Source organism: Variovorax gossypii (assembly GCF_003965815.1).
Taxonomy (GTDB): Bacteria; Pseudomonadota; Gammaproteobacteria; order Burkholderiales; family Burkholderiaceae_C; genus Variovorax; species Variovorax gossypii.
On record NZ_RXOE01000011.1, the window covers coordinates 20,399 to 42,512 of the forward strand.

General features: G+C 69.6%; 15 protein-coding genes. 3 read left to right on the forward strand and 12 right to left on the reverse strand.

Features of this window, described 5'->3' with window-relative positions; translation table 11 throughout:
* Positions 1-36: 36 nt before the first annotated feature.
* The 3 genes from EJP69_RS27595 to EJP69_RS27605 form a co-directional block, all read right to left on the reverse strand.
* Positions 37-855, reverse strand: coding sequence for a fimbrial biogenesis chaperone (locus EJP69_RS27595; protein WP_126473528.1), 819 nt, complete (start codon positions 853-855; stop codon positions 37-39).
* Positions 856-885: 30 nt separating this feature from the next.
* On the reverse strand, positions 886-1,401 hold the full coding sequence (locus EJP69_RS27600) for a Csu type fimbrial protein (protein ID WP_093206465.1): 516 nt from the start codon (positions 1,399-1,401) through the stop codon (positions 886-888).
* Positions 1,402-1,649: 248 nt separating this feature from the next.
* On the reverse strand, positions 1,650-2,705 hold the full coding sequence (locus tag EJP69_RS27605) for an AbrB family transcriptional regulator (RefSeq protein WP_093206464.1): 1,056 nt from the start codon (positions 2,703-2,705) through the stop codon (positions 1,650-1,652).
* A gap of 78 nt (positions 2,706-2,783) precedes the next feature.
* Between EJP69_RS27605 and EJP69_RS27610 the strand changes: the two genes are divergently transcribed.
* Entirely contained in the window at positions 2,784-3,677 is an 894-nt protein-coding gene (locus tag EJP69_RS27610; protein WP_126473530.1) for a ChaN family lipoprotein, read from the forward strand.
* Positions 3,678-3,749: 72 nt separating this feature from the next.
* On the opposite strand, the gene EJP69_RS27615 is transcribed toward EJP69_RS27610, so the two are convergent.
* From EJP69_RS27615 to aptA, 5 genes are all read right to left on the reverse strand, one after another.
* Complete coding sequence (locus EJP69_RS27615) at positions 3,750-9,068, reverse strand: beta strand repeat-containing protein (protein WP_126473532.1); 5,319 nt, start codon at positions 9,066-9,068, stop codon at positions 3,750-3,752.
* Positions 9,069-9,146: 78 nt separating this feature from the next.
* The gene (locus EJP69_RS27620; protein ID WP_126473534.1) at positions 9,147-10,550 is read right to left on the reverse strand and encodes a CsgG/HfaB family protein; all 1,404 of its coding nucleotides are present in this window, start codon (positions 10,548-10,550) and stop codon (positions 9,147-9,149) included.
* Positions 10,551-10,563: 13 nt separating this feature from the next.
* Positions 10,564-11,082: a hypothetical protein gene (locus EJP69_RS27625; protein ID WP_126473535.1), complete on the reverse strand. Its 519-nt coding sequence runs from the start codon at positions 11,080-11,082 to the stop codon at positions 10,564-10,566.
* 167 nt (positions 11,083-11,249) lie between these two features.
* Positions 11,250-11,840 (reverse strand): methylated-DNA--[protein]-cysteine S-methyltransferase, encoded by a 591-nt coding sequence (locus tag EJP69_RS27630; RefSeq protein WP_126473536.1) that lies wholly within the window; start codon positions 11,838-11,840, stop codon positions 11,250-11,252.
* 120 nt (positions 11,841-11,960) lie between these two features.
* The gene (gene aptA / locus EJP69_RS27635; RefSeq protein ID WP_126473538.1) at positions 11,961-13,295 is read right to left on the reverse strand and encodes an omega-aminotransferase AptA; all 1,335 of its coding nucleotides are present in this window, start codon (positions 13,293-13,295) and stop codon (positions 11,961-11,963) included.
* Between the two features lie 231 nt (positions 13,296-13,526).
* Here aptA and purU point away from each other — a divergent pair, with 231 nt between their 5' ends.
* The gene (gene purU / locus EJP69_RS27640; protein ID WP_126473540.1) at positions 13,527-14,384 is read left to right on the forward strand and encodes a formyltetrahydrofolate deformylase; all 858 of its coding nucleotides are present in this window, start codon (positions 13,527-13,529) and stop codon (positions 14,382-14,384) included.
* A gap of 81 nt (positions 14,385-14,465) precedes the next feature.
* Here purU and EJP69_RS27645 read toward each other — a convergent pair whose 3' ends face one another.
* The 4 genes from EJP69_RS27645 to EJP69_RS27660 all read right to left on the reverse strand — a co-directional run bounded on the left by EJP69_RS27645 (position 14,466) and on the right by EJP69_RS27660 (position 21,314).
* Positions 14,466-14,840, reverse strand: coding sequence for a YXWGXW repeat-containing protein (locus tag EJP69_RS27645; protein ID WP_093206457.1), 375 nt, complete (start codon positions 14,838-14,840; stop codon positions 14,466-14,468).
* Positions 14,841-15,005: 165 nt separating this feature from the next.
* A complete protein-coding gene (locus tag EJP69_RS27650) occupies positions 15,006-16,325 on the reverse strand; it encodes an SGNH/GDSL hydrolase family protein (protein WP_177213730.1) in 1,320 nt (439 codons plus the stop codon).
* 65 nt (positions 16,326-16,390) lie between these two features.
* Positions 16,391-19,687 (reverse strand): carboxyl transferase domain-containing protein, encoded by a 3,297-nt coding sequence (locus tag EJP69_RS27655; protein WP_126473674.1) that lies wholly within the window; start codon positions 19,685-19,687, stop codon positions 16,391-16,393.
* Between the two features lie 13 nt (positions 19,688-19,700).
* On the reverse strand, positions 19,701-21,314 hold the full coding sequence (locus tag EJP69_RS27660) for an AMP-binding protein (RefSeq protein WP_126473541.1): 1,614 nt from the start codon (positions 21,312-21,314) through the stop codon (positions 19,701-19,703).
* A gap of 85 nt (positions 21,315-21,399) precedes the next feature.
* Here EJP69_RS27660 and EJP69_RS27665 point away from each other — a divergent pair, with 85 nt between their 5' ends.
* The gene (locus EJP69_RS27665; RefSeq protein WP_093306973.1) at positions 21,400-22,107 is read left to right on the forward strand and encodes a TetR/AcrR family transcriptional regulator; all 708 of its coding nucleotides are present in this window, start codon (positions 21,400-21,402) and stop codon (positions 22,105-22,107) included.
* The last annotated feature ends 7 nt before the right edge of the window (positions 22,108-22,114 follow it).

Genomic DNA, 22,114 nt, shown 5'->3' on the forward strand with positions numbered 1-22,114 from the left:
CCGCAGAAGCAGCAGGCAGCGCAGGCCGGCAGCAGCCTAGCGAGCCACGGCAGCCGCACCTGGCACCTGCAGGAAGACCGGGGGCAGCGGCACGTCGGAATCCGTCTGCGCCTCGAACTGCAGACTCGTGCCCGGCGGCAGCGAAGGCAGCGGCACCGACAACCGGGCGCCCTGCCGCGGCAGCACGTAGACCGACATCCGCTGGCGCAGCAGCTCCTTGCCATCCGCCTGGCGCACGGTGACTTGCGTGAACTGCAGATGCTCGCGCCCCAGGTTGTCGACGGCCAGCGTGGGCGCGGACGGAGGTGCGGACGTGGCAACCGGCGCGTCCAGGCGCCAGGTCGCCGAAGGCGTGCCGGCAGGCGTCGAAGGAGGCACGAAGATCGGCAGCACCAGCTGCAGCAGGGTCTGCAGTTCGGGGCCGGCCCCGGGCGCTTCGCCGCCGCCGCCATCGGCCGCGGGAAGCGCCTTGTCGCGCGGCAGCTGTCTAAGGAAGATCCGGTAGCTGCGTTCGGCGTCGGCCAGCGCGCCCACCTGCAGGCCGAGGCGCACGATCTGCCGGCCATTGGGCGGAATCCGGAAGATGGCCGGATTGACCAGCACCTCGCGCGTCGGCGCATACACGTCCTGCCCGTCCTTCTGCGACCAGCTCATGACCTCGGCCTGCATCGGGATCTCGCTCGCGCCGTCGTTGGTCACGGTCAGGGAGGCCACCGGCCGGCCGGGCTGCAGCACCACGCGCACCGGCGCGATCTGGATGCTGGCGGCGCCGGCATCGAAGGAGCCGGCCATCGCGGCTGCGAGCGCGATGGCCGCCGCGCGCGACATCCCGATGCTGCCGGCGAGATGGCGCATGAGCCGATCGACGAGCACGATCCGCGACGCTCAGTAGGTGAGCGTCAGGGTGATGGTGTCGGTATAGTCCGTGGCGGGCGCCACTGCGTACTGGGCGGCCGGGATCTTGCCGTAGACCGTGTAGGTCACGGCCGATCCGGTGCCGGTGTAGTCGGTGCCGGTGGTGCTGTTGCTCCAGTTGGTCGCGTAGGTCGAGTCCTTGTAGAGGCCGTACGACAGGCTGTTGTAGCCGCTGGTCGCGGTGGCGCTGGTCATGGTGCGTGCCGTCACCGAGCCGCTGGTGCCTCCGCTCATGCCCAGCGAGTAGGTCGTGCCGTAGGTGCACTGCACGGTGAACGCGGTGCTGCCGGTGAGGGCCGTGCCCGGCGTGAAGCTGCCGAAGGCGAGCGTATCGGGCGTGGACATGGCGCAGGAGCTCAGCACCGTTGCCGTCACCTTGAAGGTCGTGGTCGCCGTCGTCGCCTGCGCGGACTGCAGCGGCAGCACTGCAAGCGCCACGACGGCCGTCATCGTGGCGATGGCGCCACCAAGTCTCGGGATATTCATGCTTCGCCCTCGGAACAGTAGATGTTGGAAAGAACCGCCGGACGGGTGTCCGGCCCTGGATCGCAAGCCGAATGTGGTCTTTGGTATGACTGGCCAGCGACGGGCGCAGTAAACCTAAAGAGTTAGGAAACAATTAGCAGCGTGTGAGGAAAAAGTCTCGGAAGTAACCGAAGCCTGCGAACGGGCAAAGAAAAAGCGCCCCGCGGGCGCTCCTTGCTGCTTTCTGCTTCTTCGCCGGGCGCCCGCCCTCAGCGATAGATCCACCGGAACATCGGCCCCACGATCAGCAGCACCGCCACCAGCCGGCAGACCTGGAAGGCCGTGACCACCGGCACGCCCAGCTGCAGCACCTTGGCCGTGATCGACATCTCGGCGATGCCGCCCGGCGAGGTGCCCAGGATCATCGTGGCCGGATGCAGCCCGGTCGCCCAGGCCAGCAGCCAGGCCACGGCGGCGCACAGCAGCAGCATGCCGAAGGTGCCCAACACCACCGAGCCCAGCCAGCGCGGCGCCGTGTGCAGGAACTCGCGGCTGAAGCGCACGCCCAGGCTCACCGCGATCACCAGCTGCGCCGTGTTCGACATCCACGTGGGCACGGCCGACAGCGACTGGCCCGCCATCGTGAAGCCCATCGCCACCAGCAGCGGCCCGATGAACCACGGATTGGTGCGCTTCAACGCGCGCATCGCCAGGCCGCCGATGCCGGTCGCCGCCGCCAGCAGCGCGAGGCCGCCGGGGTTCACCTCGCGCACGCCGGGCGGGTTGATCTCGAGCCCGTGCAGCCCGCTCCACTGCATCGCGAAGGGGATCGTCACCGTCACCACCACCAGCCGCAGGCTGTGCGCCGCGGCCACCAGGTCGGTGCGCGCGCCGGCCGACTCGGCCATCAGGGTCATTTCCGAGGCACCGCCGATGGCACCCGAGAAGTAAGTCGTGGCTCTCATCGACTTCGCCGGCACCTGCGGCATGCGCGACGCGTGCATGGAATGCAGCCAGCGGCCGAAGCCCACGCCCAGCAGCAGCGCCCAGGCAATGGCCAGCACGATCGCCCACCACACGCTGGCCACCAGCCCCACCACGTGCGGCGTGAAGTACAGCCCGAGCGCCGTGCCGATGGTCCATTGCCCCGCGTTGCGCAGCGGCGTGTAGCTCGCGGTGGGCGCGCCGGCGATGGAGGCCAGCGACACCGCGAGCAGCGGGCCGATCATCCAGGGCAGCGGCGTGTGCAGGGCCAGGCACGCGCACGCGGCAGCGAGCGCCAGCAACAGCGTGGCCAGTACGCGAACGGGATAACGGGAAGACACGGACCGGAGGAAGGGACGACAGGGAAAAGCGGCGGCGGACGGCACCGCGTGCGCGCGCCGAGGGCATAGTATGGCGCGATGCCTCTTCCTTACTGGCCCGCCCGGGCTTCACGCTTCCTGCTGCCGCCTCTGTTCGCCGCCACCGCGTTCACGACGGGCTGCACCGCGCTTTCCTTTTCTTCTTCCGGCGCCGCCGACGCGCCTGATGCCCCCATCGCCCGCCGCGTCGCGGCGCTGCAGCCGGTGGACGCACTGCTGCTCGGCGAGCAGCACGACGCCCCCGAGCACCACGTCATCGAGCGCGAGGCGGTCGAGGCGCTGGCCGAGCGCGGACATCTCGCCGCGCTGGCGCTGGAGATGGCCGAGGAAGGCCGCAGCACCGCGCAGCTCGCCCGCACCGCCACCGAGGCGCAGGTGCAGGCCGCCCTCGACTGGAGCGACAAGGCCTGGCCCTGGGCCAGCTACGGCCCCGCCGTGATGGCCGCCGTGCGCGCGGGCGTGCCCGTGGTCGGCGCCAACCTGCCGCGCGCCCGCATGAAGGACGCCATGGCCGACGTCTCGCTCGACGTGCAGCTCAACGGCGAGGCCTACGCCGCGCAGCAGGACGCCGTGCGCGAGGGCCACTGCAGGATGCTTCCCGAGTCGCAGATCGTTCCCATGACGCGCATCCAGGTCGGCCGCGACCGCGCAATGGCGCAGGCCGTCGTCAAGGCGAGGAAGCCGGGCCAGACGGTGCTGCTGATCGCCGGTGCCGGCCACGTCGTGCGCGCGCTCGGCGTGCCGCAGCACCTGCCCGACGAGGTCAAGGTCGCCACCGTGCGGCTGCTGGCCGCGCAGGCCACTTCGGCGACAGACCCCGCCACGGGCGACTACGACCGCATCTGGCGCACGCCGCCTTTGCCCGAGAAGGACTACTGCGCCGAATTCAAGCGACAGCAGCAGCAACAGACGAGGCCGCAGCCGAAGACCTGAGCGCGCGCCCCACGAGAAAAAAGCCGCCGGCCCGAAGGCCCGCGGCTTTTCTTTCTTCAGGATTCCGCAGACTCAGCGCGAGGTGATCGTCGACACCACCGAGTTGCCCGTCGCCGAGGCCGTGATCTGGTTGCCCGTGGTGCGCAGCGTGCTGTTGCCCACCGGACCCGAGACCGCGACGCCGAAGTTCACGCTCGTCACCGTGGCCGTCACCGCGCCGCTGTTGACCTGGTAGTTGCCGATGGCCGCGCTCGGCGCGCCGGTGTTCAGCGCCGTCTGCGTCACGCGGTTGGTCGCGCTGTTGCCGAAGGCCTGCGCGGCCAGCGTGTTGCCGGTGACGCCGGCCGTGCCGTTCGACACGCCCGCACCGGTGCCGTTGAGCGCCACCTGGTAGCTGGTGCCCGTGCTGGTGGCTGTCACCGCGCCAGCGTTGTTCTGGCTGTTGAGGATCGCCGCGCTGGCGCCCACGTTGAGCGCCAACGGCACGCCGACCAGGCTCGACGTACCCACCGTGGCCGCGCCGCCGTAGCTGCTGCCGGCGCCGGACTCCAGCACGTTGGTCGCCGCGTTGCCGCGCGCCAGCGCCGCCGTGGTGTTGCCGTCGAGCGAAACGCTGCTGCCGTTGAGCGGCACCGCGCTCGCCAGCGTGGCATTGGCCACCGTGCTGGCAGTTGCCGTCACGCCCGCCGTGCTGCCCTGCACGTTGAGGATGCCGGTGCTGGCGCCCTGCGTCGCGCTACTCGCCACCGTGGCGGTGTTGGCCGCGCGGTTGGCCGTGGCCTCGGCGAAGGTGCTGTTGCCCGAGATCGTGAGCGCGCCGTTGATCAGCCCCGTGGTGGGCGCGGCGTTGTCGTCGTTGTGGATCGAGGTGGCGGCGGTGCTGCTCACCGTCGATGCGGCCGTCTGGCGGTTCGACAGCACGTGGTCGCCGGTGGCCGTCACGTTGTCGGCGCTGCCGGTCTCGGCGAGCGCGGCCGAGCCGGTGGCGCCCGCAGGCAGGGTGTTGACCGAGCTCACGCTCAGCGTGTTCGAGGCGTCGTTCATCACGCCCAGCGCGGTGTTGCTGTTGCCCGAGAGCCGCACCGTCGAGCCCGTGGACCCGGCCGGCGCGAACAGCTCCTGCGTGGACGATGCCGTCACCGGCGCGGTGCCCGCCTGGCTCGACTGCAGCGCGGTGCGCGCACCCACATTCGAGCCTGCCAGCGTCACGCTGTTGAGCGCCGTGTTGGCCACGGCCTTGGCACTCTGGCTGTTGTTCGTCACGCCCAGCGTCGAGGCACTGACTGCGGACAGCGGCGCCGAGTCGATGCCGATGCTGCCCGTCGCGGTGGCCGAGACCGCGCCGGAGCCGACCTGCACGTTCGCCAGCGCATGGTCGGCCGACACCGCCACGGACGAAGCCGGCCCACCCGTCGCGGTGGCCGACGCCGGCGCACCGCCCGCGATGGCGCCGCTCTTCACGTCGATGCTGTTGGTGGCTGCGCTGCCGGTCGCGGCCGCGATGGTGCTGTTGCCGTCCAGCGTCGCGCTGCTGCCGACGAGCGCGGTGGGGCCGGTCAGCGTGAGCTTCGTCGCGTTGTTGGCGTTGGCGGTCACGGCCGCGCTGCTGTCCTGCGCGTTCAGCACCGCCGTCCTGGCCGACTGCGAGGCGCCGCCGGCCAGCGAGGCCGCGTTGGTCGCGCGGTTGGCAGACGCTTCCGAATACGTCGTGTTGCCCGAGGCTGCGAAGCTGCTGTTGACCAGGCCCGAGTTGCCGGCCACCAGCCGGTCCTCGTTGTAGATCGCGGTGTCGGCGGTGCTGGTGACGGAGGTGCCGGCCGACTGGCGGTTCACCAGCACCTGGTCGCCCGCGGCGATGGTGTTGCCGGGCAGCGGGCCCTGCGCGATGAGCGCCGGCGCCGGCAGCGAGCCCGAGGTGCCGCCCGTGACGGCGAGCTTGTTGTCCACGTCGTTGATCACGCCCAGCGCCGTGTTGGCGTTGTTCGACAGCTTCACCGACGAGCCTGACACCGAGGCCGGCGCGAAGGCCTGCATGAACGAACGCGCCTCCACCGCCGCCGTGCTGCCCTGCCCCGACATCAGCGCGGCGCGGGCCGACACGTCGGTGGCCGCGAGCGCGATGGCGTTGCTGCCGGTGTTGGCCACGGCCTTCGCGCTCTGCGTGTTGTTGGAGGCGCTCAGGGTCGAGCCGGCGATCACCGCGCCGGGCGCCGTGTCCACGCCGAAGGCGGCTGCCGTCTTGGAAGAGATGGTCGGGCTGGTCACGAGCTGGATGTTCGAGAGCGCATGGTCGGCCACCGCGCCTGCAATGCCGGCGATGCTGGTCGCGCCGCCGAGCGGCAGTCCGTTGCCCACCGCGATGGTGTTGCCCTTCACGTCGATGCGGTTGGCCGCGGCATTGCCCGTGGCGGAGCCGCCTGCGGAGTTGCCGTCCACCGTCACCTGCGAGCCCTGGATGCTCGCGCCGCCCAGCACCACCTGCACGCCGTCCTTGTTGGTCAGCAGCGGGCCTTCCTGGCCGGTGAGCGAGCTCACCACCGCGCTGGTGAGCTGCAGGTTCTGCACCGCGGTGGTGGTCGAGACGCCGACGGCATCGATGCCCACGCCGTTGGCGGCGCTGTTGCTGGTGGCGCCGGCCAGCGTGGCGTTGCCGGTGGCGGCGATCTTCGAGTTGCTGACCGCTCCGCCGACCACCACGTTCACCTCGGGCCCGCCGCTGCGCTGCGCCGACACCGAGCCCTGGCCCGATTGCGCGTTCTGCACGCTGAAGGCCGCGTTGGTGGCGAGCACGTTGCCTGTCAGCGTCGCGCCCGACAGCGAGAAGCCGGAGGTGTCGATGTCGTTGCCCGTCACCTTCACCGTGTTGCCCGTGGCACGGCTGCCGTAGGCCAGCGCCTCGGCCGTGTTGCCCGAGCTGGTGACCGAGCCGTCGGCCAGCGTGCCCGTGACCGTGGTGCCGGCCACCACGCCACCGGCCGCGATGGCCGAGACGCCGGTGCCCGCGCCCGCCACCGCCTGCGTGTTGGTGACGTTGGCCACCGAGGCATTCGCGCCGCTCAGGTTGTTGATATTGAGCGTCACGCCACTGGCGGCGTCGTTGCCGTAGGCGGCGGCGACGAAGGCGTTGCCGCTGTTCGCGACGCTGGCGGCGGAGACGTTGCCCGCGACCGCGGCCGCGAAGGTGTTGGCGCCGGTGGCCGCGGAGTTGACGTTCGCCTGCACCGACTGGTCGTTCAGCACGCCGTAGGCGGCGCTCACCGTCGGCAGCGCGCCGGCCGAGTTGCTGAACGGCAGCCCGCCGAGCAGGTCGACCGTGACGCTCGATGCCGGCGTGATGCCCAGGCCGGGTGCGGCCGCGAGGTTGCCTGCGCTCACGCCCAGCGTGTTGGCGGCCGAGTTGCCGTAGGCGATGGCACGCTGCAGGTTGTCGGTGAGCGCGGCCGAGCCCCCGCTGAGGTTGCCGTTCACCAGGAGGCGCGCCTCGGGGTTCGACAGCCCCGCGCCGACGGCGGAATTCGCGTCGTTCATCTGCGCGCTCGCGATGCCCGCGCCCGTGCCCACCGAGTTGCCCGAGAGCGTGAGCGTGTTGGTGGCGCCGCTGCCCAGCGCCACGGCTTCCTGCCGGTTGTCGTCCAGCACCAGCGTGCTGTTGGCGACCGGCGCGCCGCCGCCGTTGGCGACCAGCCAGATCTGCGAGCCGATGCTGGTGGCCGCGACGCCGCTGCCGTAGTTGCCCTGCAGGTTGGTGAGCGTGGCCGAGCCGCCGGCGGACACGCGCCCGTCGGAATTCGTGCCGCCCGTGAGCGTGGCGTTGCCCGTGCCCAGCGCCACCGTGCCGGCCTGCAGCGCGAGGCTCTGCGTGATCTGGTTGCCCTGCGCGGTGGCCGCCGAGGTGTTGTCGGAAACGCTGACCGTGCTGCCGGTGGTCTGGCCCGTGCCGGGCGACTCGCCCGTCTGCGCCGCGATGACCGAGGGCAGCAGCAGAGCGCTGACCGGCGCGTTGGAGTTGGCCTGCTGGTTCGACACCGCGGCGGTGCCGGTGAACGAGGCCGCGTTCTTGCCGGTGGCGATGGCGCTGGAGGCCGTGTTGCCCGTGACGGCCGCCGTGATGCTGTTGTCCGCGAGCGTGACCTGGCTGTTCTTGCTCGACTGCACGCCGGCCAGGATCTGCGCGCCCGTGGTCTGGGCGACAGTGGTCACGCCGAGGTTGCCCTGGCTGTTGACGATGGCCAGGTCGCTGTTGACGTTGCTGGTCACGCCCACGCCGTTGTGGATGCTGTTGTTGGCCGCGGTGGCGGCCGTGCCGGTGCCCGCGACGCTCACGTCGTCGATCAGGATGCGGTTGCCCGCAACGCCGGCCGTGGCGCCCAGCGCCTCGTTGCCCGTGGCCGCGCTGGAGATCGCGTTGCCCTGCACCGACAGCGAGCCCTGCAGCACGTTGGAGCCGCCCGCGGGCGCGCCGCTGACGATGCCCATGATCACCGAGCCGGTGTTGGAGGCCGAGCGCGTCGCGAGGATGCCGTTGCCGTTCGCCTGCAGGTTCGCGACCACCGCCGAGCCGGCGAAGGTCGGCGCGCCGCCCGACTGGATCTCGGCCGTGCTGTTGGCGCTGTTGGCCTTGAGCACGGCGGAGATCGAATTGCGTTCCAGCGATGCGGCCGTGGTCAGCGTGTTGCCCGCGTTCGCGGTCAGCATCAGGTCGACCATGTTGCCCAGCACCGTCGCGCTGGAGCCCGTGCCCGTGGCCGACTGCAGCGAGGTCACGACGATGTTGCCCTTGGCGTCGAAGAGCGGCGCGCCCGCCGGATAGGTCAGCACCGAGGTACCCGCCTGCGCCGGCGCAGCGACCGCCGCGGCGCCCGAGACGATCGAGCTGCCGCTGTTGAGCGTGGTGGCGGCGGAGATGGTGTTGTCGGCGTTGACCACGCTGCCGGTCTGCAGCGTGCTCGATTCCGAGGCCAGCTTGCTGCCGGTGACGCTGCTGTTGATGACGCCGGTGTTGGTCGCGACGCCGAGAGTGGCCGCGTTGTTCACCGGCAGGCCGGGCGCGGCCTGGATGCCGTTGCCGAAGCTGTTGCCCGTGGCGGTCGCACCGATCAGGTTGCCGCTGGTGCTGATCGCCACCGGGTTGGGATTCGACGGCGTGCCGGTGGACGTTGTGCCCACGGTGGCGCCGGTGATGGCGGCGTTGACGTTCGCAGAGTTGGTGGTGCCCGCATTCACCGAGGGCGTGCCCGTGGCGGTGCCGTTGTAGGCGGCGTCGACCGAAGTCTCCGCGGCCTGCGCGCCGGAGGCCGCGGCGATCAGCGCCATCGCGACTGCGGTGCCGATGCTGCTGCGGCCGAACATGGGCGCGCGTGCGGCCCGGCTCTGGATCTTGCGTGCTTTCATGTCATGACTCCTCGGATGTTGGATGCGGTCTGGCTCGGAAAACGGATGGATGCGCGCTGCGCGGAACGCGCGGAGCGGTCAGTCGCCCTTGACGGCGCTGTCGGAAGAAGATGAAGAAGGCGCAGCGCCGCTGACCACCGGGCTGCCGATGCGCAGCTTGGCGATTTCCTGCAGGCCCGGGCCGTCGCGGTGGATCGACGTATCGGCCGCATCGGGCCGCCAGGTGATGCTGATCGCACCCGGCGCCACGCCGCGGTTGGCCAGCGCCGAAGTGACGGCCGCGATGCGCTGGTCGGTGAGCTCGTCGCGCTTGCGGGCGTCCCAGTTCTCGGTGTCTCGCGCCACCAGCACGATGTCGGTCGTGCCCTTCTTGGCGGCGCCGGCGATCTGGTCGATGAGCGCGAGCGAGCTGCCGCCCAGCGTGGTCGCGCCGAAGTCGAAAGGCACCTGCGTCGCCGTGCCCGTGAGGCGCGCGCCACCGGCGCCACCCGCGTTGACGGCCACGCTGCCCTGCGCCACCGGCGAAGCGACCGCCGCACCACCCGCCGTCGCTACGCCCGGGTTGTCGACCTTGCGCAGTTCGGCCGCGGGCGTGAGCGAAATGGGCTCGCCGCCGCCCGGACGCATCGTCATGCAGGGCCGGTAGTCCACCTGCGTGACGGCCGACATGAGACGGACGACGCCTTCCTCGAGCGCGGCGCGCACGCCCATCTGCACCGGCTCCTGGCCCTTGGCGCCGATGTCCACGTCGTAGAGCTTGCTGCCGAAGAAGCGGAACACGTTCAGGCCCACCTCGTAGCCGTTGAACTGCTTGGTGAGGCTCACGGTGCGCACCACCATCAGCGACTTCGTGTCGACGATGCGCAGGTCGATGCTCACCGACTGGCTGAAGGTGCGCGCCTTCACGCCCACCTGGTTCACGCCGAACTCGGCGCCGCCCGAGTTGATGTTGTAGTTGAGCTCGGTGATGCCGCCGACGATGAAATAGTCGGACTTGTTGATGGTGCCGCCGAAGTACGGCAGCCACGGCACGTTCTGCCCGCCGTTGGGTCCGCCGAGCTGGTGCGTGCGGCCGTCGCCGAGCTGGCGACGGTCGGCGTACGCAAGCTCGCGCTCGGCGATCACCGGGTCGAAGCGCTCGGCGATGCTCACCGCGCCGCCGAGCTTGCCGAGCGCCGAATACACCATCAGCGCGCCGCCCTGCGTGATGGCGTTGCCCTCGTTGATGCTGTATTTGCCCGTGTAGTCCTTCACGTCGCCCACGCCGATGATGACGGGCGGGCGCCGCGTGGCCGCGATATGGTCGGCGTAGCAGGCGAGCACCGCCTCCATCGGCGTGACGTTGTCGCGCACCGAGGGGCCGAGCACAACGGGTGCCTCGTTCGGCGCGAAGCGCTGCTGCGGCGCGGAGACGCAACCCGCCAGCGCCAGCGTGGCGACGGCGGCTGCGAGAACGAATGTGCGGCGAATGCGATGCTGCATGACGCGCTCCCGCTCAGTTGAGCACGCCGAAGGCGCACGCCGAGCTGCCGCCCACGCTCGCGGTCTGCGCGCCGGTGTTGCCCTGCGTCGAGTTCAGCGCCTGGTTGGCCGCGCCCTGCACCTGTGAGCTGGTACCGCCGACGATGCCCGATGCGACCGCGCCCGAGTTGGCCTGCGAGGTGCCCACCGTCGCGCCGCCGAGCGTGCCCACGGCCGTGCGGCTGTCGTTGCCCGATGCGTTGGAAGTGGAGCCTGCCGTGCTCGGCGAATTCGCGACCGTGCTGTTGTTGCCGTCGTTGCCCGTCGAAGTGGCCGAGACGTTGCAGTTGTACTGGCGGCCGATGTTGTTGGTCGTGTTGTAGACCGGTGCAGAGTAGTAGCCGCTCTTCTGCTTGCGGATCATGTCCTGGATCGCGGCCTGGTTGACCTTGTCGGTGCTGGTCTGGAACTGCCATGCGGCGTTCTCGCCGGCGTTGTTGGCGAACGCGGCCAGCGGCGCGCACACCACGGCCAAAAGAAATACGCGTTGCATGACGTCCCCTCTCCGCAAGACGCACCCGAAGGATTCCCGAGTGCTACGTTTCGCGGAGGGATGCTAGGGACGGGACGAGATGGCCGGTATCCCGGGAACCGGTAGGCGGCATCCCGTGAACCGGTAGAAATAAAAAAGGGAAAAAAGGACGCGCGACCGGCCCGGGTTCAGAACGCGAGCTGCATCGTCTGCTGCATCGCTGTTGCGGTTGCGGGCGCCTGTTCGCGAGCAACATCGGCATCGGGCAGCGCGCCCTCGTGCCGCAGCAGATGCCGCTTGCGGAAGACGCCACCCGCATAGCCCTTGAGCTCTCCGTTCCTGCCGATCACGCGATGGCATGGCACGACGATGCTGACCGGGTTCGATCCGTTGGCCGCGCCGATGTCGATGGCCGCACGCGGATCGTCGAAGCCCAGCTGCTTCGCGAGCTCGCCATAGCTGGTGGTGCGCCCCGCCGGAATGCGGCGCAGCGCGGCCCATACCTTGCGCTGCAGTGCGTCGCCCAGTGTCGCGACGGGCAGCGCATCGATGGCGGAGAGGTCGCCGTCGAAGTAGCGGCGCAGGGCATCGGCCACCGCTTGCGGTGCAGCGATGCCTTCGGCCAGTTCGATCCCGTCCTCGTGCAGCTGGCGCAGAAGACGATGCAGGCGGGCGCGATGGTCCGCGAAGTCCAGCGCATGGATCGCGCCGGCGTGGTCGGTGACGAGAAGAAGCTCGCCCAGCGGCGAATCGAGACGGCTCAGTTGCAGCTTCAGCATGATCGTGTCCTCGAAAAGGAGAAGGCGGCGGGGGCCGCGAACAACTTGATGTTGCGCGTTCCCCGCCGCCTTCACTCGCCGTATCCGGACATCGATGTGCGATGCCCTTTCAGCGTTCGCTCAGGCGTGCGCCTTGATCGAATCGGCCAGCGTGTTCACCAGCGTGTCGATATGCGACTTCTCCACGATGTACGGCGGCGCGATCACCAGCACGTCGCCCGCCGGCCGCACCAGCGCGCCCTTGTGGAAGCAGTCGAGGAAGATCTCGTAGGCGCGCTTGCCCGGCGTGCCCGCGATGGGCGCGAGCTCCACCGCGGCGGCAAGGCCGAGGCTGCGGATGCTGATCACGTTGGGCAGGCCCTTGAGCGTGCTGTGGAATGCGTCGCCCAACACCTTGCCCATCTCGCCGGCGCGCGAGAACAGGTTCTCCTGCTTGAACAGATCGAGCGTGGCGATGGCCGCGGCGCAGGCCACCGGGTGGCCCGAGTAGGTGTAGCCATGGAAGAACTCGACCACGTGCTCGGGCGCGTCGGTCTTCATCATCGCGTCGTAGAGCTTGTCGCGGCAGATCACGCCGCCCAGCGGAATGACGCCGTTGGTCACGCACTTGGCGAAGTTCAGCACGTCGGGCACCACGCCGAAGTAGTCGGACGCGAAGTTGGTGCCCATGCGGCCGAAGCCGGTGATGACCTCGTCGAAGATCAGCAGGATGCCGTGCTTGTCGCAGATTTCGCGCAGGCGCTTGAGGTAGCCCTTGGGCGGCAGGTACCACCCGGCCGAACCGGCCACCGGCTCGACGATGATCGCGGCCACGTTGCTCGGGTCGTGCAGCGGCAGGATTCGCGTCTCGAGCTCGACCAGCGGGTCTTCGGCCCACACCGGCTCCTCGTTGTGGATGTAGGCGTGGTTCACCGGGTCGTGGATGAAGCGCATGTGGTCCACGCGCGGCAGGAAGGCCGAGCCGAACACCTTGCGGTTGCCCGGAATGCCGCCCACCGACATGCCGCCGAAGCCCACGCCGTGATAGCCCTTCTCGCGGCCGATGAACACGTTGCGGTGGCCCTCGCCGCGCGCGCGATGATAGGCCAGCGCCACCTTCATCGAGGTGTCGGCGGCTTCCGAACCCGAGTTGCAGAAGAGCACCTTGTTGAGGTCGCCCGGGGCGAGCGAGGCGATCATCTCGGCAGCCTTGAAGGCCTTGTCGTTGCTCACCTGGAAGGCGGTGGCGTAGTCGAGCGTGTCGAGCTGCTGCTTGATCGCCTCGTTGATGGGCTTGCGGTTGTGGCCCGCGCCCACGCACCACAGCGACGAGATGCCGTCGATCACCTTGCGGCCGTCGTGGGTGGTGAACTCCATGCCGTCGGCCGCCACGAACACGCGCGGGTCCTTGCGGAAATGACGGTTGGGGGTGAAGGGCAACCACTGGTTGTCCATGTTGAAGTCCTGATAGGCCATGTCTCGCTCCTGCGGTTGGGGTATCTGGGAGGGGAAAATCGCGATTCTGGCACCCCTGCCACAATTACGCCCCTGGATATGGATCACCCCCAGGCTTGCCCACTGCGTGTGGCCGCCGACCCCCTTGCCGGGGGCGATACCTGCGGCCCGGCAAAGCCGGTTCCGCGGTATCCCTGGAATCGGCGCGCGGCGGTAGAGCCGCATGCCGGTTGATCGAGCAACTGAACTGATATGACGACGAATACGCCCGCCTACATCCTGAACCTTTCCTGCCCCGACCGGACGGGCATCGTGCACGCCGTCTCGGGCTTCCTGCTCGAGCGCGGCGCCAACATCGAGGAGGCGGCCCAGTACAACGACCATGACACCGGCCTGTTCTTCATGCGCGTGCGCTTCGCCTGCGGCGCACACAGCGAATCCGCGCTGCGCGAGGAACTGAAGACCTTCGCCACAGGCTTCGGCATGACCCTGCAGCTGCACGCCGCCGCCGAACCGATGAAGACGGTGATCATGGTCAGCAAGGAAGGCCACTGCCTGAACGACCTGCTGTTCCGCTGGAAGAGCGGCCTGCTCGCCATCGACGTGCGCGCCATCATCTCGAACCACCGCGACTTCTACCAGTTGGCCGCCAGCTACAACGTGCCCTTCCACCACATCCCGCTGACGGCCGCGACCAAGGCGCAGGCCGAGGCGAAGCAGCTGGAAATCATCGAGGCCGAGGGCGCCGAGCTCGTGGTGCTTGCGCGCTACATGCAGATCCTGAGCGACAACCTGTGCCGCAGCCTCTCGGGCCGCGCGATCAACATCCACCACTCGTTCCTGCCCAGCTTCAAGGGCGCCAAGCCCTACTACCAGGCCCACGACCGCGGCGTGAAGCTGATCGGCGCCACCGCCCACTACGTGACGGCCGACCTCGACGAAGGCCCGATCATCGAGCAGGACGTGGCCCGCGCGGACCACACCGACACGGTCGAAGACCTCACGGCCCGCGGCCGCGACACCGAGAGCCAGGTGCTGGCGCGCGCGGTGAAGTGGCACAGCGAGCACCGGGTGCTGCTGAACGGGCATCGCACGGTGGTGTTCCGCTGAACCCCGGATCCTCGTCGAGCAGCAGGCCCTGAAACGAACATGCCCCCTGAAAAGGGGGCATGCGTGCTTCAGGCGCTGCCGTCAGTTGCGATACGGATTGTTCGGCCGGCGGTCATAGCGGTTCGGCACGCCGTCGCCGTCACGGTCCCAGCGACCCGAGTTGTAGACCCAGCGGCCGCCGTCCTGGCGCCACTCCGGCGGACGGTAGGCGTAGCCCGGGCGGGCTCGGACCCAGCCGCCGCCGATCCACACGTGGCGGCCGCCACGCCACTCGTAATGTCCCGGCGCCCACACATAGCCGCGGCGCGGCGGGGGAACGCGCTCATAGCGCGGCGGAGGCGGCGGCGTCTGGATGGTGATCACAGGCTGCGCCTGCACGGCCGTCGGAACGGTCAGTGCGCCCACCGACAGAAGCGATGCAGCGCCGACGGAAAGAGCCAATGCGAGTTTTTTCATGAAGAACTCCTCATGAGTTGTTGGAGGAGCCTTCATGCTGCCCAGCCCTTGTGAACCTCCTGTAAGCCAGACACGAAGTCTTGTGTAAAGCTGTGACGCGCCTTTGGGGCCTTTTAGGCTCTTGCTAGCGCTCACTCACAGAGGTTCACAGAGGTTTTCCGGCATTCACTCCTGCAGTTCGTGCAGGTCTATGGCCGTGGCCATCGCTGCATGGCCGGCCTTGTTGGGATGCAGGTGGTCGCCCGAATCGTAGAGCGGGTTCAGCGCCTGCGGGTCGGCCGGATCGCGCAGCGCGGCGTCGAAATCGATCACGCCGTCGATGTCCTGCCTGCTGCGGATCCAGCGGTTCACGGCCTCGCGCATGACTTCGTTCGCCTCGCTCCAGTAGGGCGTGTTCCTGAACGGCGGCACGGTGCCGATCAGCACCTTCACGCCCTTGGCGCGGGCCTGCTTCACGAGCTGCTTCAGCCCCTCGGTGATGCGCTCGGCCGTCGGCATGTCGCGCGGCTTCAGTTCGGCACCGGGCACCTTGGCGAACATCGCGCGGCCGATGTCGTTGGTGCCCAGCAGGATGATCGCGTGCGTCACGCCGCTCTGCTTCAGCGCGTCGAGCTCGAAGCGCGAGAGCCCGCTGGGCCCGATGCCGTCGGCCAGCAGCCGGTTGCCGCCGATGCCGAGGTTGAGCACCGCGACGTCCTGGCCGCCGGGTTGCGTATCGCGCAGGCGCGTGGCCAGCATGTCGGGATAGGCACCGCTGGTGGCTTCGGTGCTGCCGGCGGTGATCGAATCGCCGAATGCCACGACAGTGCGAATGGACCTGGTGGTGAGCACGTCGAGCCCTGTCACGATCTGGTTCAGCACCAGCGTCGACGGGTTCCTGAGCTTCGGCGTCATCACGGCATTGCCGGCCGTGACCCAGGTCGAGCCCGACTCCAGCATCGACGCGGTGGCGAACGGCGTGGTGCGGTCGAAGAAGGCGCTCACGACCACTGTCTGCCCCGCCTGCACCGGAAGGTCGACGCCATCGCTCCATGCATCCGCGCCCGGGGCGATGGTGAGGCTGCTGCGGCCGCCGAAACGCAGCACGTGCAGCGAGGTCGGCGAGAACGCCTCGCCGCCGGTGCCGCGCGCCACGCTCGCGGCGGCGATGCGCAGCGGCGTCTTGCCGAAGCGATTGGAAAAGCGGATGCGGATGCGCTCGCCGTCGAGCGACAGCTCCACCTTCTGGCGAAGCGTCTGCCCGCGCAGGTCATTGCCCGCCGGCGACGAGAAGCCGGCGCCTCCCGGGCTCGCGGCCATCTCGGCGAACTCGACAGGCGCCACGGCCCAGCTCGCGACCCAATGCGCCTCGGCGGGCTGCCGCGGACGCCCATCGGGCGTGACGGCCTGCACGCCGACGGCCAGCAGGGCGAGGAGGAAGGCGGCCACCCAGTGCGCGACGGCAACGTCGCGGAGGCGGGCTGCCCATCGGGAGACCAGATTCATGCGCGCAAAGCGGCCCAGTGTACGGAGCCACTGTTCCCCCGCGCGTGACGAGGTCTAAAGCCCGGTTACCAGGTGTCTACATACGCAACCGCAGGTCCCTGCGCCTTCGTGGCCGATGAAAGGCCACGCACCAGCCAGGTGCGTGTTTCGGCGGGGTCGATCACCGCGTCGATCTCCAGCGTCTGCGCCATGTGGATCGCCTCGCCGTTCTCGTACTGCTGCGCCACCAGCTTCTTGAAGAGCGCATCGCGCTCGGCGCCCTCGGGAGCCGCGGCCAGTTCCTTGCGGAAACCCAGCCGCACGGCACCTTCGAGCCCCATCGCGCCGAATTCGCCGGTGGGCCAGGCCACGGTGAAGACGGGCGCATCGAAGCCGCCGGCCGTCATCGCCTGCGCACCCAGTCCGTAGCCCTTGCGCAGCACCACGGCGAAGAAGGGAACGCGCAGATGCGAGGCCACCATGAACATGCGGCACACGTGGCGCACCTGCGCCTGCGCCTCGATGTCGGGCCCGACCATGAAGCCGGGCGTGTCGCACAACGAAACAATTGGAAGGCCGTGCGCGTTGCACAGCTGCATGAAGCGCGCGGACTTGTCGGCCGCCTCCACGTCGATCGCGCCGCCGAGATGATGCGGGTTGTTGGCCATCAGGCCCACCGGCCTGCCCTCGATGCGCGCGAGCGCGGTGACGATGCCCGCGCCGAAGCCCGCGCGCAGTTCGAGCAGCGAGCCGGTGTCGGCCACGCCGCGCATCGCCGCGCGCACGTCGTACACGCGAAGCCGGTTCTCGGGCACCACATGGCGCAGTGTGCGCGGGTCGGCGCACTCCCAATCGGTGGTCGCGCCCTGGAAGTACGAGAGGTACTGCTTCGCGGCGGCCACCGCGGCGGCTTCGTCTTCCACCAGGATGTCGATAACGCCGTTGCGCGACTGCACGCCGCTCGGACCGATCTGCTCGGGCGCGAAGGTGCCGAGCCCGCCGCCCTCGATCATCGCGGGGCCGCTCATGCCGATGTTGCTGCCCTTGGTGGCGATGATCACGTCGGCGCAGCCCAGCAGCGCCGCGTTGCCCGCGAAGCAGCGCCCGTGCACGATGCCCACCACGGGCACCTTGCCCGACAGTGCCGCGAACTGGCTGAAGGTGTGGTTGTTCAGGCCGGCCACGATGGGCATGTCGGTGTCGCCCGGCCGCCCACCGCCGCCTTCCGCGAACAGCACCAGCGGCAGCCTGAGCTGGTGCGCCACCGCCAGCAGCCGATCGGTCTTGTGGTGGTTGCGCATGCCCTGCGTGCCGGCCAGCACGGTGTAGTCGTAGGCCAGCACCGCGCAGCGCGAGGCCTCGGGGCCGAACTGCTTCGCGTTGATGCTGCCCAGCCCCGTGACCATGCCGTCGGCGGGCGTGTTGACAATCAGGTCTTCCAGCGAGCGGCGGCGCGTCTGCGCGGCGATGGCGAGCGCGCCGTACTCGATGAAGTTGCCGGGATCGGACGCCGTGTCGCACAGGTCGGCGATGTTCTCGCGCGCGGTGCGCCCGCCCTGCGCGTGGCGCTTGTCGACCGCCGTCTTGCGGTTGGCATCGAGCGTGTAGGCGTGGCGGTCGATCACCTTCCGCAGGTCGGGGCGGATCGCATCCAGGTCTTGCTCGGCGCGGGCTTCCGCCTGCACCGCCTGCGCGTCGACGGCTTCGAGCTGCACCAGCGACTGCCCCTCGACGAGATAGTCGCCCGGCGCGGCCAGCAGGGCGACCACGCGGCCGGCCACGGGCGCGTGCAGCAGGTGCTCCATCTTCATGGCCTCGAGCACGCCGAGCTGCGCGCCGACAGGCAGCACGTCGCCCACCTCGACCTCGAACTGCACGAGGCGCGCGGACATCGGGGCCTTGACGGTGAGTTCGTCCGATCCGTCGTCATCGGCAACAGGCGACGATTCCGCCGGTGTCTGCACCGTCTTCCTCGCCTGCTTTTCGAAGGCGGTTGCGGCAGCGAGCAGATCGCCCAGGTGCGCCTCCACGAAGCGCGTGTGCACCGCCTGCGTCGCGAACTCGGGCCGCGCCGCGATGGCACGCAGCAGCGGCAGGTTGGTGGCGATGCCGTCGATGTGGCATTCGTCCAGCGCGCGCAGCGAGCGGCGCAGCGCGTCCTCGAAGCGCGGCGATGGCGAGTGCACGATGAGCTTGGCCAGCAGCGTGTCGTAGTGCGGCGATGGCGCGAGGCCCGCGTAGCCGTGCGTGTCCACGCGCACGCCGGGGCCGGCCGGCAAATCGAAGCGCGCGAGCGTGCCGCCCGAAGGACGGGCATTGCCCTGCGCGTCGAGCGTCTCGGCATTGATGCGCCACTGCACCGCGAAGCCGCGCTGCGCCGCCGTGCGATCGGGCTCCACGCCGAGCTCGCCCAGCGACTGGCCGGCAGCGACGGCGATCTGCAGCTGCACCAGATCGAGCCCCGTCACGGCCTCCGTCACCGTGTGCTCGACCTGCAGGCGCGGGTTCGCCTCGATGAAGACGAAGGGCAGCGTCGCCGATGCCGCGTCGACGAGAAACTCGAAGGTGCCGAGGCCCCGATAGCCCACCGCCTTCGCCATGCGCAGCGCCGCCTGCGTGACCTGCGCGCGCAAGGCTTCGGGCAGCGATGGGCTGGGCGCGATCTCCACCAGCTTCTGGAAGCGCCGCTGCAGCGTGCACTCGCGCTCGCCGAGGCTGGCGACAGCCTTGCCGTCGCCCAGCACCTGCACCTCGATGTGCCGCGCATTGCGCATCAGCCGCTCGACGTACACGCCCTCGATGCCGAAGGCGGCCTTGGCCTCCGACATGCAACGCGCGTGCGCCTCGGGCAGAACCTCCGCGTTCAGCACCGCGCGCATGCCGCGCCCGCCACCGCCGCCGATGGCCTTCACCATCACGCCGGCACCTTGTGCATGCTGCTCGGCGAAGAAGGCCTGCGCCTGCGCGAGCGTCACGGCGCCGGCGCTGCCGGGCATCACCGGCACGTCGCACTGCGCGGCCAGCTCGCGCGCGCGCGCCTTGTCGCCGAAGAGCTCGAGCTGCCCGGGCGTTGGGCCGATGAAGGTCAGGCCGGCATCCGCGCAGGCCTGCGCGAAATCGGCGCGCTCGCTGAGAAAGCCGTAGCCGGGATGCACCGCATCGCAGCCCCGGGCCTTCGCCACGGCGATCAGCGCCGCGATGTCGAGGTACGCAGAAGGCCCCGTCGCGTCGAGCGCAACGGCCGTGTCGGCCAGCTGCACGTGCAGCGCCGCCGCGTCGTCGCGCGCATGCACCGCCACGCTGGCGATGCCCAGGTCGCGCAGCGCGCGCACCAGGCGCACCGCGATCTCGCCGCGGTTGGCAATCAGAACTTTGGAGAACAGCAAACGGAACCTCTCAGCTTTTGTCTTTGAGCAATCGGCGCAGCACCTTGCCCGCGCCGGTGGTGGGCAACGCGTCGATGAAGCTCACCGCGCGCGGCGCCTTGTAGCTAGCCATGTTGTCGCGCGACCAGGCGATGAGCGCATCGGCTTCGAGCGCGGCGCCCGGCTTGCGCACGATGAAGGCCTTCACGACCTCGCCCTTCTCGGCGTCAGGCTGCGCGATGACCGCGGCCTGCGCCACCGCCGGGTGCTTGATGAGGATGGTCTCGACCTCCTCGGGGAACACGCTGTAGCCCGAGACCTTGATCATTTCCTTGAAGCGGCCGATGAAGGTAAGGTACCCGTCTGCATCGATCTTGCCCATGTCGCCCGTGTGCACCCAGCCGTTGCGCAGCGTGGCGGCCGTGGCCTCCGGCTTGTTCCAGTAGCCCTTGAACGAACCGGGGCTGGTGAGCACGATCTCGCCGACCTCGCCCGTTGGCATGTCGGCCTGCGTATCGGTGTCGATGATGCGGATGGTCACTCCCGGCACCGCGATGCCCTGCGTGCCCCAGCGCGGCGCGTGGTGCGGCGTGTAGGTGTCGCAGGTGTGCGTCTCGCTCAGGCCGTAGGCCGCCTCGAACGAGGTGCAGTTGGGCGCGTGCGAGCGCCACTGCAGCGCCAGCGGCTCGGTGAAGGTGATGCCGAAGCTGGTTACCGGGTTCATCTTCAGGCTCGACAGATCGAAGCCCGCGATGTCCGGCACCTGCATGCAGGCCACGTTCATCGGCGCGATGCTGTACCACCAGCTCACCCTGTAGGTGTCGATGGCCTGCAGCACCGCGCGCGGATCGAAGCGATGCATCAGCACCGAGGTCGCGCCGGTGAGCACGGGCACGTTGACGCCCATCAGCATGCCGGCGATGTGATACAGCGGCGCGATGGACAGCAACACGTCCCCGGGCCCCACGCCGTTGCAGTCGGCCGCCGCGCGCGTCTTGAAGAGCGCGTTGCCGTAGCTCAGCATCGCGCCCTTGGGCAGGCCGGTGGTGCCCGAGGTGTAGGTCATGAGCGCCACGTCGTCCATGGCGATAGCCACGGGCTGCGGCTTCGCATCGCCACGCATCACGGCGAGAAAGTCTTCGCAGCCCTCGGCCGCGGCGCGGCCGGCCTTGCGCTCCGCCGCCAGTTCGGCCGGCAGGTCGAGCGAGGGCGGGTCGGGCAGCAGGTCGGCGTAGTGCACCACGAAGACGTGTTCCAGCGCGCTCTCCGGCTGCACCTTGCGCACGACCGGCAGCAGCGGCGCGGCGGCGACGATCACGCGCGCCTTCAGGTCGTTGACCTGGTAGGCCAGCTCGTGCTCCTTGTTGAGCGGCCCGCTCGGGCAGACAATGGCGCCGATCTTCTGGATGCCGAAGTGCGCCACCAGGTACTGCGGGCAGTTGTTGAGGAAGAGCACCACCGGCTCGCCCTTCTTCACGCCCAGCGCCTGCAGGCGCGCGGCGAAGGCGTCGCTCGCGCGGTCGAGCTCGGCCCAGCTCATCGAGTGGCCGTACCAGATGCAGGCGGGGCTGCCGCCCCGCTCTCGCGCGTGGGTGCGCAGGTACTCGTGCAGGGGCTGCTGCGGGCGTTCGGGCAATGTCTCCATGGCGTCACTTTCTCAGGGTTATCGATAGCCGCCTGCGGCGGGCGGGCGCTTGCCAATGCCGCATGGTGCACGAACAATCCTACCCATGGGTATAACTTCCGCGACACGGCACAAACCCTCTGCAACGCAAGAGCAGCAGCAGAGCGAGAGCAGCACGACGGCACAGCCGCACCTTCCGCAGGGCACCGGCCGCCAGCGCGCGGCCACGCAGGGCACCGATCTGCAGCGCGAGCGCATCCTGCAGGCGGCGGCGCAGCTCTTCGCGGCGCAGGGCTATGCCAACACCACCATGGCGCAGATCGTGCGCGAGCTGGGCGTGACCAAGCCCTTCGTGTACTACTACTTCCGCGACAAGCAGGAGATCTTCGAAACGCTGTCGTGGCGCCCCGCGGTCGACTGCTTCACCGCGCTCGACTTCGCCGCCGCCGACCCGCGCCGCGCGAGCGAGAAGGTGCTCGAGGGCATCGAGCGGCTGATCCGCGCGACCATCTCGCACCACCCGGTGGCCTTCTTCCCCTATCGCGAGCCGCAGGTGTACCGCCCCGAGTACATCGCCGCGCAGAAGAAGCTCGCGCATCACTTCTACGACCTGCTGTGCCCGCTGCTCGAGGAAGCACGCGCCGACGGCGACCTCGACTTCACCGAGACCAAGATCACCGCGCTCGCGGCCTGCAGCCTGCCGGGCTTCCTCTACAGCTGGTACCGCCCGGGCGGGCGCCTCTCGCCCGACGAAGTCGTGGCCGAACTCACGAAGCTGGCAAGCCGCGTGATCGGGCTGCGCACGAAGAACTGAAGACAAC

Bases quoted from the DNA above. Each gene is read 5' to 3' on its own strand.
- EJP69_RS27630 (WP_126473536.1), bottom strand. From the start codon at position 11,840: ATGCTGAAGCTGCAACTGAGCCGTCTCGATTCGCCGCTGGGCGAGCTT.
- EJP69_RS27665 (WP_093306973.1), top strand. From the start codon at position 21,400: ATGGGTATAACTTCCGCGACACGGCACAAACCCTCTGCAACGCAAGAG.
- EJP69_RS27625 (WP_126473535.1), bottom strand. From the start codon at position 11,082: ATGCAACGCGTATTTCTTTTGGCCGTGGTGTGCGCGCCGCTGGCCGCG.
- purU (WP_126473540.1), top strand. From the start codon at position 13,527: ATGACGACGAATACGCCCGCCTACATCCTGAACCTTTCCTGCCCCGAC.
- EJP69_RS27650 (WP_177213730.1), bottom strand. From the start codon at position 16,325: ATGAATCTGGTCTCCCGATGGGCAGCCCGCCTCCGCGACGTTGCCGTC.
- EJP69_RS27620 (WP_126473534.1), bottom strand. From the start codon at position 10,550: ATGCAGCATCGCATTCGCCGCACATTCGTTCTCGCAGCCGCCGTCGCC.
- EJP69_RS27610 (WP_126473530.1), top strand. From the start codon at position 2,784: ATGCCTCTTCCTTACTGGCCCGCCCGGGCTTCACGCTTCCTGCTGCCG.
- EJP69_RS27660 (WP_126473541.1), bottom strand. From the start codon at position 21,314: ATGGAGACATTGCCCGAACGCCCGCAGCAGCCCCTGCACGAGTACCTG.
- EJP69_RS27645 (WP_093206457.1), bottom strand. From the start codon at position 14,840: ATGAAAAAACTCGCATTGGCTCTTTCCGTCGGCGCTGCATCGCTTCTG.
- EJP69_RS27615 (WP_126473532.1), bottom strand. From the start codon at position 9,068: ATGAAAGCACGCAAGATCCAGAGCCGGGCCGCACGCGCGCCCATGTTC.
- EJP69_RS27595 (WP_126473528.1), bottom strand. From the start codon at position 855: ATGCGCCATCTCGCCGGCAGCATCGGGATGTCGCGCGCGGCGGCCATC.
- EJP69_RS27600 (WP_093206465.1), bottom strand. From the start codon at position 1,401: ATGAATATCCCGAGACTTGGTGGCGCCATCGCCACGATGACGGCCGTC.
- aptA (WP_126473538.1), bottom strand. From the start codon at position 13,295: ATGGCCTATCAGGACTTCAACATGGACAACCAGTGGTTGCCCTTCACC.